Origin of the sequence: Nitrosomonas sp. Is37 (assembly GCF_033063275.1) — a bacterium.
Lineage (GTDB): Bacteria > Pseudomonadota > Gammaproteobacteria > Burkholderiales > Nitrosomonadaceae > Nitrosomonas.
The window spans coordinates 1-13,766 of the sequence record NZ_JAWJYP010000014.1; the positions used below are offsets into that span (position 1 = coordinate 1).

The 13,766-nt window shown below is 46.8% G+C and carries 9 protein-coding genes and 1 pseudogene; 7 read left to right on the forward strand and 3 right to left on the reverse strand.

The features are described from left to right. Window positions 1–371 precede the first annotated feature (371 nt). From R2Q26_RS07950 to R2Q26_RS07970, 5 genes and pseudogenes are all read left to right on the forward strand, one after another. Window positions 372–1,418, forward strand: a complete 1,047-nt coding sequence (locus tag R2Q26_RS07950; RefSeq protein WP_317535796.1) for a hypothetical protein — start codon at window positions 372–374, stop codon at window positions 1,416–1,418. A gap of 531 nt (window positions 1,419–1,949) precedes the next feature. Then, on the forward strand, window positions 1,950–3,419 hold the full coding sequence (locus R2Q26_RS07955; protein WP_317535797.1) for a DegQ family serine endoprotease: 1,470 nt from the start codon (window positions 1,950–1,952) through the stop codon (window positions 3,417–3,419). Between the two features lie 57 nt (window positions 3,420–3,476). Further along, the gene (locus R2Q26_RS07960) at window positions 3,477–5,087 is read left to right on the forward strand and encodes a S10 family serine carboxypeptidase-like protein (RefSeq protein ID WP_317535798.1); all 1,611 of its coding nucleotides are present in this window, start codon (window positions 3,477–3,479) and stop codon (window positions 5,085–5,087) included. A gap of 98 nt (window positions 5,088–5,185) precedes the next feature. Beyond that, window positions 5,186–5,619 (forward strand): annotated as a pseudogene (gene trxC / locus R2Q26_RS07965) (thioredoxin TrxC). A gap of 87 nt (window positions 5,620–5,706) precedes the next feature. Continuing rightward, window positions 5,707–6,675, forward strand: a complete 969-nt coding sequence (locus R2Q26_RS07970; protein WP_317535799.1) for an ornithine cyclodeaminase family protein — start codon at window positions 5,707–5,709, stop codon at window positions 6,673–6,675. Between the two features lie 361 nt (window positions 6,676–7,036). Here the strand turns inward: R2Q26_RS07970 and R2Q26_RS07975 are convergent, their stop codons facing one another. After that, on the reverse strand, window positions 7,037–7,555 hold the full coding sequence (locus R2Q26_RS07975; protein WP_317535800.1) for a cation transporting ATPase C-terminal domain-containing protein: 519 nt from the start codon (window positions 7,553–7,555) through the stop codon (window positions 7,037–7,039). 279 nt (window positions 7,556–7,834) lie between these two features. Here R2Q26_RS07975 and R2Q26_RS07980 point away from each other — a divergent pair, with 279 nt between their 5' ends. Together R2Q26_RS07980 and R2Q26_RS07985 are read left to right on the forward strand one after the other, a co-directional pair. Then, on the forward strand, window positions 7,835–8,419 hold the full coding sequence (locus tag R2Q26_RS07980) for a CBS domain-containing protein (RefSeq protein WP_317535801.1): 585 nt from the start codon (window positions 7,835–7,837) through the stop codon (window positions 8,417–8,419). Window positions 8,420–9,125: 706 nt separating this feature from the next. Next, complete coding sequence (locus R2Q26_RS07985) at window positions 9,126–9,539, forward strand: VOC family protein (protein ID WP_317535802.1); 414 nt, start codon at window positions 9,126–9,128, stop codon at window positions 9,537–9,539. A gap of 431 nt (window positions 9,540–9,970) precedes the next feature. Here the strand turns inward: R2Q26_RS07985 and R2Q26_RS07990 are convergent, their stop codons facing one another. After that, complete coding sequence (locus R2Q26_RS07990) at window positions 9,971–12,718, reverse strand: pitrilysin family protein (protein ID WP_317535803.1); 2,748 nt, start codon at window positions 12,716–12,718, stop codon at window positions 9,971–9,973. Window positions 12,719–12,865: 147 nt separating this feature from the next. After that, complete coding sequence (locus R2Q26_RS07995; protein ID WP_317535804.1) at window positions 12,866–13,747, reverse strand: prephenate dehydrogenase; 882 nt, start codon at window positions 13,745–13,747, stop codon at window positions 12,866–12,868. Between the last annotated feature and the right edge of the window lie 19 nt (window positions 13,748–13,766).

A 13,766-nucleotide genomic window follows, 5' to 3' on the forward strand; every position in this document is an offset into this window, starting at 1 on the left:
TTCTTCCGTTTTTTGGTTGATTCATAAAATGGTGAATGTTAACAAACAGCAAAAATCGCTACATCAGCTAGCTCTCACAATTTCCAAACAGTTTCTTAGATGCTGAGGGATAAAAATTGTATGCTGATGCATTATTGTCTACCTGATTGCTGTTGGCTAGCATCATAATGTAATAAAGGCTAGGCCGGTTTGATTGTTGCTTCTGTTCGGGTACTTGGAGTCAGCAGATAATTACAACTTTATATGCAGCGGTGACACAATCTATATTTTGAGATAGATAATGGCAACGTAATAGTAATGATCTGGGAGGGAAAAAGATGCAGCAAGCACCTGCAACCGCGAATTCTCAACTGGGTATAAAGGGATAATGAATGGGTAAGTCTGTCATTAGTTATCCAATGCGCGTTGTATTCTTGTGGTTTCTACTTGGGCAGATGCCGCTGTTGTCTGCTACGGAGGTTGCGGCATCCACACCCACGGCTGACGCCATCTTTACCATGCTTAAGCTTGATCGGGATAAAGTAGCTGATCTTGAACGCGGTAAGATCGTCACTTTTGAGACAGGGGAGGCAACAACCCAAAAGGAATTGATGATGGGGTTGAGCATGTATCTTCCATCATCACCAGTGAAGCTGGCAGTTTTTTTCAAACATAAAGATTTGGCGACGATTGATCAAGATGTCTCGGCACTGGGCGAGATATTTCCACAATCCGGTGTAGACGCTTTCAAGGAATTTGTTTTTACGCATGAGCAGAGCAATGAAGCCCGGAATTTGCTCGCAGTTACTGCGGGTGATCAATTCAATTTGTCTGCCGAGGAAATTGATAGCTTTGCTTCTCTTAGAGAAAAATTGACCGATGCCGACGAAGCGGCTTTGGTTACAAGCGTATCGCAGCATTACCAGCAGATCTTATTGCAGCGCTGGCAAGCTTATAGTAAGCATGGTCTGGCTGGACTCGCGCCTTACGTACGCAAACGAGCAGATGTTAATCTTGTTGACGAATTACGCATAGCAGCTGCTAACAGCAAATTGCTGGCGCACTTTTCTCCAGCTTTACAAAAGGTCTGGTTAAATTATCCGACCCAGCTGCCAGCCAATACTGAAGAACGATTTTTTTGGCTCAATCGACAAGTGCAAAATCGACCTACGGCAATTCTCAGCCATCGTATCGTGTTAACAACTGATGCTGCTTCAGTAATTATTACCAGACAATTCTTTGTCGGCCATTCTTACAACTCCAGTCATCTGATCTTGGGTTGCCTGCCGTACCGTGATGGCTCTATCGTGTTTTATACACACAGAACTTCAACTGACCAGGTTACTAACAGTTTAAAGCGCAGCATCGGCCGCCAGCGGATTAAACAGCAAATGATTAAGAATTTGCAAGGTTTACGTACTGCACTCGAATCCTTCTAAGCACGTTAGCGGGATTGATTCTTTGCCATCTTATTAATACTGTCTGCGGCTTGCCTTCGCGTCATATTTGATTTGGAAATGGAATAAGTCGTAAATCGGTAAACCTGGCAATGAAAACGGTGTCTCAGAAATATAGTTACCAAAAGTTGTTTTCATTTAAGGAGATTCTGAATAATTCCATTTCTAAATCAAAGCTGACTTTATTGGCTTCTCCTTGCAGTCTTATTAATACTGTCTGCGGCTTGTCTTCGTGTCATGTTTGATTGGAAATGGAATAAGTGCTATACGTAGGCGAAGTGGTGCAGAGGGGTCTATATTTGGTGCTCGAAAACTCGCTCTATCTATTCTGATATGTAGCTATGCCAAAACATAGTTTCGCTAAAATTTTGTTTGATCGAAACTCGTTGAGCTTGTTTTCCCGTTTCCTGCGCTCTGTCTGCCTTACAGTTTATCCTGCTTGGCAACTTATTCAAGGCTTCCTTAGATAGATCACTCATTTGTCTCAGATGTGTAAAAGGAGGTTCTAACAATATGAAAAAAAACTTATTTACTCAGCTCCTGTACCTGGCGTGGCTGCTAGCCCTGCCTGGCCATGCAAGTGATGATGCTATCGCTAATCTGCGGCAGACCGGTAAGGCATTTGCCTCTGTTGCACGCGCCGTTTCACCCTCTGTCGTGTTCATACAGGTGGAGGGTAAAGCATCGAGAGGGGTTACACCATTTTCTTCTCCATTCGATGATGAGTGGCCTTTTGGTGAGGATTTCTTTAAACGTTTTTTTGGTGATCAGTTTCCAGGAATTCCTCGGACGCCACGCTCTGATAAGCTACAAGAAGAGCGCCGCGTCATGGGACAGGGTTCCGGTTTCGTTTTTGCAGCCAAGGACGGTCTGCTATCTAATAAAACTTATATTCTGACGAACAGCCACGTGGTAGAAAATGCCGACAAAATCCGGGTGAAATTTCAGGATGATCGTGAATTCGTGGCCAAGGTCACCGGCCGTGATCCGCAATCTGATATCGCGGTGATAGAGATCAATGCGCATGGCTATCACCCACTCACGTTAGCGGATTCTTCTAAAGTGGAGGTTGGTGAGTGGGTGGTGGCGATTGGTAATCCCTTTGGCCTTAGCCACACGCTGACAGTCGGTGTAGTCAGCGCCAAGGGGCGAACGAGTCTTGGCATCAATGATTACGAGGATTTCATTCAAACCGATGCTGCAATCAACCCCGGTAACTCAGGTGGCCCATTAGTCAATCTGGATGGTGAGGTAGTAGGCATCAATACGGCCATCTTTAGTCGCAGTGGAGGGTACATGGGCGTAGGCTTTGCTATCCCTAGTAATCTGGCCAAGACAATTGCCAATCAATTGATTGAACATGGCGAAGTTACACGTGGTTACTTGGGTATCGTCATTCAGCAGCTGACATCTGCCCTGGCAGAATCGTTTGGAATTGAGGCATCGCAAGGGGTTCTTGTTGCTCAGGTCAGCAAGCATTCCCCTGCAGAGAAAGCAGGGCTGCGCCAGGGCGATATCATCGAGCGCTTTGAGGGCGAGCCAGTCAAAGATGTAGGAAGCTTTCGTAACCGGGTAGCGTTGACTGCTCCCGGTACCACTGTCGAGTTAATTATTCTGCGAGATGGCAAGCAAAAAACCATGGAAATCACGATCGGTAAACTCACCAAGGATAAGCAGCTTGCCGAGGAAACATCGCAACGTGCAGAAGATATTGGTTTGACAGTGCAGACGCTGACACCGCAACTGGCAGAACAGTTTGATGCAACAGTGGGTGAAGGTGTACTCGTCACGGAGGTTCGACGCGGCTCCATTGCTGCCATGGCGGGAATCAAGCCAGGTACGATTGTCCTTCAGGTAAATCGCAAAGAAGTGAAGAGTGCTGCCGAGTTTCAACGTGCAGTCAAAGAAAGCAGCAGTGATAAACGTTTGTTGCTGCTTATCCGTGAGGGTGAAACGCAACGCTTTGTCGCTTTGAGCTGGTAGCAAACTAATGCGTGTAAATAAAATGCCAACTTAGTGCTTGTGGAAGGGGAGCTTACGATGACGGGAAAATTTGTTCTAAATCCGCGCATGTTATGGATATTCGTTACAACCTGGTTCTGCTTGTCGCAGGTAACGATTGTGCTGAGCGCACCGGAGAAGGCTCAAGTACAAATAGAGCCTTTGAACGAACCAGGTGTTCTTGATGTTTCCAATCGCTCCATTACTTCGCATACCTTTACGGCTGGCGGAGTAAAATTTGACTATACGGCTACCGCTGCATCGATCACGGTTTATGATAAACGATCAAAACCAATAGGCCAGATTTTCTATGTTGCCTACACGAGGGAACAGCAGGGTGGGTGTCCCCGACCGCTTACCTTTGTATTTAATGGTGGCCCTGGTGCCGCTTCCGCGTACCTGCACCTTGGCGCGCTCGGACCACAGCGAGTGGTTTTCAATCCAGATGGTACCGTGCCGCCGATGCCAGCGCGAATCGTGGACAACCCGAGAAGCTGGCTAGCTTTTACTGATCTGGTTTTTGTTGATCCTATCGGAACGGGTTATAGTCGTGAAGTGAGGCATGACGAAAGCAGCAAGAAAGATGATGAGGTTAGGCGGAAACCGGAATCTTCCGGCAATACCTCTCCGCAAGCGAAGGCCTGGGGGGTTGAGGAAGATACCGTTTCGCTGTCTCGTTTTATTCGTACCTATCTGACTGAAGAAAATCGCTGGTTATCGTCCATTTATCTGGTTGGTGAGAGTTATGGGGGATTCCGGGTCGCGCGCCTGTCTAAACGGTTGCAATCCAAGTTTGGTATTGCGCCAACGGGTTTGATCCTGATTTCGCCTGCGCTGGATTTTAGTTTTATCTTGAGTGATGAGCGCAACCTGTGGCCATGGGTGTCGTTATTGCCGAGTTACGCGGCGGTTGCGGCAGTCCATGAACGCAGTAACAAGATAAACTACCGGGCGAGTGATCCCCGTTCTTCGCTAGCGGAAGTGGAGCGTGTCGCCTCGTCCGACTATCTTCGCGGACTGGCAACGGGCTCGTTCGAACAGGATTTGCTTGAGCAAATCAGTAGATTGATCGGTTTGGATAAGGATATCCTGCTACGTGGGATGGGGCGTGTTCCTTCCGCACGTTTTGCCAAGGCGCTGCTCGCCCACCAGCGTCGTGTGCTGACTTTGTATGATGGATCGATTACACTAATCGATCCAGAGCCAGCTACATCACTGCTTACTGGCAGCGATTTCTATCTCCAGCGGCTCAATGCGCCTCTGACAGCAGCTTTTAACAATTATGTCCGCGATCGCCTCAATTTTAAAACTGATATACCCTTTCTGCTGTTAAATGAAGAGGTATCTGAATCGTGGAATTGGCGATCTGGAATTCGCGGGCAACAAGGCTTTGCCGAAGCCCTTTCAGATCTGAAAGAGGCCATGAACCTGAATCCCGCTATGCGGACGCAGATTGTGCATGGTGTTTTCGACCTGGTCACCCCATACTATGCCTCGGAGATGATGATCAAACAAATGGCGCTGGATCCGCTGATAAGTAATAACATTAAGCTCAAGGTCTACCATGGCGGACACATGCCTTACTTGCATCAGAAGACGCTTGATAGCCTGTTTGAGGATGCGCTACAGTTTTACAAATTTACGCCATGACTGAATCACCCTGGCAGTTGATCAGGCGATGTACAGATGCTGGTTTGAGTGTAATCTGGCTAATAGGGAGATCGGTAATCTTTGATCAGGAAGATATAATGAACGAGTCTATGCATATTGTTTGTCCGCAGTGTGATGTCATCAATCGTATTCCTTCTGCGCGACTGAGTGAAGCACCGAAATGTGGTAAATGTCACCGGCCACTGTTTGATGGTCATTCCGTTGAATTGACTGAGTCCACCTTTCAGCAGCATATTAGTCATAATGATATTCCGTTGTTAGTAGATTTCTGGGCGCCATGGTGTGGTCCCTGCAAAATGATGGCGCCTCAGTTTGCTCAGGCCGCCATCCAGCTTGAGCCCAAAGTGCGTCTGGCCAAGTCAATACCGAGGTTGAGCAGATGCTGGGCGCCCAGTTCGCTATTCGCAGTATTCCGACGCTGGTGTTGTTTCAGCACGGTCGTGAGGTGGCACGTCAGTCGGGAGCTATGGGAATGGCAGATATCGTGAGATGGGCGCTTAATCATAGCTGATTAGATCTTTCTTCGGATTGCTTATACGTTTGTACCTGCCATAGCAGTCATTCTGAGTTTCAAGGTAATGAAAAATGGGTAGTAGAAATGGAACAGCCTGAGAGCTTATTGTATCTATCCCATAAGACGCTTGAGAGCTTGGCTCTCACGACAAAAGATATTATCGAAAGTATTGAGTATCTTTTGCATGGGCGTAGACAGTCACAGGTCTGGAATGCACCGAAGGCTGTTATTACACCGCCGGATGGCAGATACATGATGGCGACACTGTCTGCGGCCGATGATCCACCTTTTCTGGCTGTAAAGTCGCTTATTCTCAATCCGCGCAATCGGGAACATGGACTCCCGGATATTAACTCATTGGTTACCCTTCTTGATAGCAATACAGGTCTGCCACTGGCTGTCATGGATGGTAATTGGATTACAGCAGTGCGCACAGCAGGATTGAGTGCGGTTGCCGCCAGGCAGCTTGCAAAGTCTGATGCTTCCACCGCTGCATTTATCGGTTGCGGTGTTCAGGCACGCAGCCATTTGCAGGCCTTTTCTGAGTTGTTTCCTCTAAAGGAAATTCGAGTGTTCGGTCGCGGAAGCGCAAACCGGGAAGCTTTATGTCAGGCAGCGGAAAAGCTGGGTCTATTGGCAGTCGCTAGCAAGAGTGCCCGGGAAGCGGTGAGTGACGCTGATCTGATAATTTCGACCGTTACCCTTTCGCCCGAGCTCGTTCCCTTTCTTGATGCATGCTGGTTGAAGCCAGGTGCCTTTGTCACGGCGGTTGACTTGGCTGCATCCTGGTTAAAAAACGGTATGCCCACATTCGACCGAATTATCATTGATGATATTGAGCAGGAGGCGCAAATGTCCACACCTCTGGTTGATCCTGAGTTAGTGAGTGGTGATCTGACAGGTTTGGTTAATGGTGACATCGCTGGGCGCTGCTCTGACGATGAAAAGACTGCTTTTATTTTCCGCGGTCTGGCTTTGGGAGATCTTGCTCTTGCAGCGCTTGCCTACCAGCGTGCCCGTCAGTCATTCAAGGGATTTGAAATTGAACGCTAGTGAAACCTGGATTAAAAAAAGAGAAATCAGCAAGAAACCACGCCTCGCTCTGATTAAATAATACCGTGCTGCGCCAGCTATTTTTCAGCTTCGATAGCAAGTAACACAATCCACGGGATCGTGCAGCAGAATATGAGTTCTTCCGTTGATAACGGTACAGTATTAAAGATATCGTTAAGCAGGGGGTATGTAGATCACACCTAACTGTAGCAGCACGGTCAGCAATACTGCGTCAATCAGGACTCGATTCGTCAATCAGCCGATGGTAAACAATGATTGTGTTTCCGAGCGGATCGCCAGCACGTGGACCAACTGCGAAAACGTCAGGACAGTAAAGACCCTCGTCTGTCAATTTTTGACGTTATTTTGCAAGCCCCATGCTTGCGTAAACAGCGATAACGCGCCAATCAGCAATCCGATTCATAAAATATGTTTGCCACATGCCATGCGCAAAAATGCTTTCTCGCGGATGCCGTGGTGGTCGCTGCATGATATCTTGTTCTGCTTTCTCCTGGCTCAATGCCAAATTGGGCGTTAGCATTCCAGTGGCTGTCACCACCCCTGTTGCTCGGCCGCGTGTGGTAAGGGTGCCACGAAACAGCATGTTATGCCGTTCAGCAAGGATAGCGTTCTTGTCCAGTATCGGAGCAATGATTTTGCTCACTGGCATGGATTCACATGTGAGCGCTGCTTCGTCAACCTCTAGATCTGTTGCTTCCAGCAGGTGAATATCTGCTGACACCATATTACCGGCCTCCAATAACACGATATTGCCTGGAACAAGCTCTATCGCGGACAACAAATGAGTGATTTCATCATGTCGTATTCGTACCATCTGCTTCAAGGCAGCTACAGCTCGCTCGGCGCGATATTCCTGCATAACCAAAAATTAAGCTATTGTTGCAACCCATAAACAGTTTTGAAGCTGTTTGATTTGATTGAATCGTTGATAGGCTTGAGCAAAGTAAAGTAGCTAGTGCGCGTTTGGCATGTTTCTGAGCTTGGGTGGATGTAACATACGCAATATTTTGTAATACGACGCAATATGCAGTATTGACCCTCCATTTTGATAAGCGTAAAGTTAAATAAGATAGTCTGAAGTTTGCTTTAATCCTTCTCACTTTCACGTATTTATCCACTAACCATGGAGGATGTTATCATGACTGAATACCATGTACTTCCTGCTCAACACTTAATAGGTGCTGTTCGGATTGCCCACCCAACTCCGCCAAAATTTGTGACAATGGAATCGCCTGCGCTCGAAATTATGACTGATTTGCGGCATAGTCATGTTGCTGAGATCGACCCACATGCAACTATGGAGTCAGCCAATGAATATATGATGCAACGAGGGGTGCGCTCGTTGTTTGTATTAAATGATGATCATCTTCTGCAGGGTGTGATTACCGCCTCCGATATTCTTGGTGAGAAACCCTTGCGCTTCATTCAGGAACACCGCATGAAACGTAGTGAGATTCTAGTCTCGGATATCATGACACCACTCGATTACTTAGAAGTGATTCCTTTCAAGGAAGTGCTGCGTGCAAAAGTTGGGGATGTGATTGCTAGTTTGTGTGATGCAGGGCGCCAGCATACCCTAGTTATGGAGGGAGATATCGATGGTGCCCCAACGATATGCGGGGTTTTTTCACTGACCCAAATCGAAAAGCAGTTAGGCATTGCCATTCCACTTCCAGGGGTTGCCAAAACTTTTGCGGCGATTGAAGCGACCTTGATTCATTGACAACAGCATAGCTCAGCTTGATTACAATGACCGGAAGGTACTAATAAAGGATCAGTACCTTCAACCTCGAAGCGGGGTGTAGTGTCTGGTAACTACCTCGACATTAACAGGCCGTTGAAAAACGTATTCGAGGCAGTCGATGATAGGCAAAAACAGGTGAAAGAAGCGGAGTTTATATCTGATAAATGAGCATTTTGAACCTGTTTTTAACACCGCAGCGGCAACGTAGATAGTTTTTCAACAGCTTGTTAAACCATATTTTTTGCAGGTAGCATTGGGCTTTCTTACCATATATTCAATATGGCTACGAAATTACCCATTGTCTTTTGTCTTGGTTAAGATTAAATGATTCATCAGTCAATTGGTAAGGTCGCATGATTTTTAATTTGCCTTGAGAAAAATGTGCTTAACCCGGATATTTCACCAAGTCGGCTTTTACTACAATGCAAAAATTGATGAACAAGTGTTTCTGGACAGATTTACGCAAATCCAATTTGTACCGTTGGCTTTCGCGGATGCTGGCGGGAGATTTGCAGCATTTCTCCGCCCCCACTTCGCACCAATATTCGTGGATATCGGCTTAGCGCGGGATACGTAAATCTGCTCGCAAATCTCTTCACCATCATCCCGCGTCCTGGCAAAATATCCGGGTTGAAATGTTGCGTCACTTAGACTATTAAAAAATGACAAATTCTGGGAAATCAAAATGGCAATCGAGGGTATGAACCATTTTACAGTGCTGACCAGCGATCTGGAAAAGTGCAAGGCTTTTTATATTGACGTGCTTGGATTAACGGAAGGATATCGCCCACCTTTTTCTTTTCCAGGTGCTTGGCTTTATTCCGGCGACCAAGCCATTCTACATATCATTGCAGGCAGACCTTTACCAGCAGATGCGCAGGGCGTCATTGATCACATGGCGTTTACTGCATCCAATCTCCAGTCAGTCGTGGATAAACTCAACCTGCACGGCATTGTGTTCAAGCTCCATCGACTCATAGGTCAACAAACGTGGCAGCTTTTTTGTCATGATCCAGATGGCGCGAAAGTAGAACTCGATTTTGTAGCGAGTGAGCCTGAGCCCAAGATGGGTATTGCGAGGGAAGGTCTCAATAAGTAAGCGAAGTGAATACAGTGCAAGGCACACCCAACCTCTTGCTTGTTTTGCCAGATTCTTTTAACCTAAATTCCTCAGTTGAAGACTCCTAAATCGCTCAAGAACCCTATTGATTAAGGTTCTTTGAAAGATCCATGGCATTACCAATCAGATGAGATTTTAGTGAAATAATCAAAATCTGCTGAAAGTGTTGCCACACCTTGCTCTCAGCTTGTTTACTGTAACTGAGGAGCAGTTAACATTTTTGGCTATAAACCGTTGATAGTATTAGATTACAGCTATTTTCATTCTAAATTCCAACTGAGGAATTTAGGTTTAACAGAGATATTAAGGAATGTATTGCACTTCTCTATGCTCGGAGCGCAGTGTATTTCCAGGGCTCCGAGCGTTGTTACTTATCATCACTCCATAGCGATTATTGAGATCGCTTTAAGTTATTGTGAAGCAGTAGCAGTGGTGACTTTGGAAAAGTCACCGGCTTTTATGATCGTCAGCTTGTTGAAATCAAGATGCTTGCGCAGTGCAGCGAGAATCGATTCTGGAGTGAGCGCTGCGATTTTGGCCTCAAACTCGATATCCCATTGCATGGTACGTTTGCGTGTCAGGTAATTAGCCAGACGTTCAGCAAGTGCTTTATCTTGCCCACGGGCGATGCGCCTTGCTTGCAGATAACCAGCCTTGGCTGTTTCAACTTCTTCTGTAGTGAAACCTTCTTTCATTACGCGCTCCAGTTCTTCCTTCACGGCTGACTCAACACGTGCACGGTTTTCCGGCGCATAGATGGCATATATACTGAATTCGCCTTGTTCATCAAAAGCACTTGCCGAGAGAGTCGAGGCGACATTGTAGGACAAGCCTTCTTGTTCGCGGATGCGGCGCCATAATCTTGAGTCGGCCGAGCCACCAAGAAGATAATTGCCTACAATCAGAGCAGGATAATCAGGATGATCATCACGCAACCTTAGGTTCATACCAGCTTGAAATACGGCATTGGCTTTATCTGGTGTTTCAAGGTCATGATTGATGGGGGTGATGTCTTGATAGGGCACAGGAATACGCTGGTAGGGACGTGGACTTTTCCAATCACCAAAAAGCTGTCGTGTGAGCTGGAGAATTTCTTCCGGCTCAAAATCACCTATGATAGAAAATTCACTGTCCGAAGCACCAAATAGCTCACTGTGGCATTGCTTTACTTCGTCAAGGGTCAGCCCATTGATGCGCTCAATACGTTCTTCTAGTGTAGGTGTGTAATGCCAGTGCGAGGCAGGGTAAGGAGCAAGATGACGCTCTATGAGCAAGCTTGCCTGGGCGCCAGGTTCACTTCGCTTGCTTTCGATGGATGACAGCATTGCGAGTTTTAGCTGTTCAAACTCTTTTTCAGGAAAAGTTGGTTCGCGCAATACTTCAGCAACCAGTCTGAGTGTATCGGGGAGATTGGCGCGTACTGTTTCAATGGAAACGCCTTCATTATTAACGTTGACCTGTGCTTTGAGTCTGTCGAATGCGTCACGTAGCGTTTGACGAGTATGGTGTTTCGTACCGCGCATCAGCATGGCGCTTGTTATATCACATGCTGTAGCCCGGTTTTGTGTGCTTTCCTCATCACCCCAATGCAGTAAAAGTGATGTCACGACTGTACCGCCACGGGTTTTCTTGGGTAACATGGCAAGCTTCATGCCTCCAGGTAAGGTAGCACGAACAATTCTTGCTTCAATATTCGTGGGTGTGGGATCAAAGGCTTCTCCAGCGCTTACGCTGGGATCACCACGATACCCTTCAAGCATGAGGGCTACATCTGGGACTGCTGGTATCTCGGCACGATCAAGTGTCGAAGTAGGGATAAATAAACCCAATGTCCGATTGCTTGGTTTGAAATAATTATTAGCGGCATGCTGTACCTCATCGAGTGTTACTTGTTTGATGCGATCGCGATGCAGGAACAGTAATCGCCAATCACCCATGGCAATGTATTCAGTGAGCGTGATGGAGAGCTTGCGTGTATCGGCAAGTAGTTGTTCAATTTCATTTAGCAGGCGAGTACGAGCGCGCTCAAGCTCTTCGGCAGTAATCGGGTGAGCAGCGAGCGATTCGATGGTATTGATCAGGACATCGCGCGCAGTATCCAGTGACATGTCGGGTCGTAGATTTGCGCCGAAAAAAGCATAACCTGCTTCCCGCAACTGTCGTTCAAAACCCAGAATGGAGGTTGCATGTTTAGACTCTACTAGTGCTTTGTGCAATCTGCCGCCAGGAACTTCTCTAAGGATGGTGACCAGTAGATCAATCGCAGCATATTCAGGATGTGCGCCAGAAGGAATATGATAAAGTGTGGCGGCAATCTGGGTATCACCCACACGACGCAGCTTAACCATGCGTTCACCGTCTTGCGTTGGTTCGGCTGTATAGGTTTTTTGCAGTTTGCGCGTCGGGCGTGGAAGAGGACCGAAATGACGCGCCACCATTTTTAATGCTTCAGCCTCCTCGAATTTTCCTGCAACGACAAGCACAGCATTATCTGGCTGGTAATAATGACGATAGAAAGCCTGCAATCGCTCAATTGGTACATTTTCGATATCTGAGCGTGAACCAATGATGGAACGGCCATAATTGTGCCAGGAATAAGCTGCCGAAGTCATGCGGTCAGCTAGCACGCTGAAGGGACTGTTTTCACCGGCTTCGAATTCGTTGCGTACCACGGTCATTTCGCTATCGAGATCTGATTTTGCAACGCGTGAATTGACCATGCGATCAGCTTCTAAGCGAAGCGCCCAGTCAAGATTATCCGCGCTGGCGGTAAAAGTTTCAAAATAATTGGTGCGATCATAGGAAGTGGTACCGTTCCAACGGGCACCGCGTTTGGTAAATTCATTTTTGATGTTGGAAAATTGCTCCGTTCCTTTGAATAAAAGGTGTTCGAGCAGATGCGCCATGCCTGATTCGCCGTAGCCTTCATCACGTGAACCAACGAGATAAATAACATTGACCGTAATCGAGTCGAGTGAGTTATCCGGAGCAAGCAGGATGCGTAATCCATTGGTAAGTTGATATTCCGAGATACCTTCAACAGTCGTCATTTTAGTTAAACCAGCAGGTATTTCTGCATTGGGTTGCTGAGCGTTAGCTTCCTTAAATAATATAAGAGATATGACAAAGGTGATAAACGTAATCAGATGTCGATACATAGTTGCTTTTTTATTCTTAAATTAAGATTAATAAACAATAAAGAGACTACTCTTTCAATAGGAAGTTCGATCAAGCTGCTTGCTTTTTTTCCCATCTTTGCAGAGTAAGCTTGCAGGGAAGTGGCTCCATAGCGGTTACTTGGAAATCTAATAGTTTTTTAGCCATTGTTGCCGTGTTTCGCGAGCATTCGCAAATGCCCTTTCGAGTGCTTCCCCATCGTTGTTTGCTAGAATAGTGCGCAGGCTGGTTAGCTCATTCTGATAGACATCAATTTGTTTAAGTAACATTTCCTGGTTAGCAAGACAGATGTCGCGCCACATTTCCGGCGAGCTGCTTGCAATGCGAGTGCAATCACGAAAACTGCTGCCCGCAAAGCGCAATACCTCTTCAGGTTTGTCTTCAATGTTGGTTCGAACGTGATTCATGAGCGTAAACGCTAGAATGTGAGGCAGGTGGCTGATGATGGCGAGTATCCGGTCGTGCTGATCTGCTGCCATGCAAGAGACTTTTGCACCACAATGCTGCCAGAGTGCTGACACTAGGTTGATTGCCTGATCATTATTTTCTGCTAAGGGAGTGATGATCAGATGTTTGTCGCGAAATAAATGGGTACTGGCAGCTTCAGCACCACTGAATTCAGTTCCGGCAATAGGATGACAGGGAACGAAGTGAGTGAGATGCCGGGCAAGATGAGTACGTGCAGCGAATATTACATCTTGTTTGGTACTTCCAACATCAGAGACAATCGTTCCAGGCTCGAGAAAGGGAGCGATCTGCTCCATGATGTTGCTGGTTTGGCCTACGGGCATGGCAAGCAGGACAAAATCCGCGTCTTTTAGCGCAGATGCCGAGTTATCCGCTACTTCATCAATGATGTCCAGCTCAAGCGCACGCTGCATATTTTTTTTGCTACGTCCGATGCCAACGATGTGCTTGACCATTCCAGCGTGACGCAATGCTAACGCAAAGGAACCTCCAATCAGACCGACACCGATGACAACTAGCTTGTGCAGTAGGGGAGAAATCATGTTTGCGTACTTTTAAATG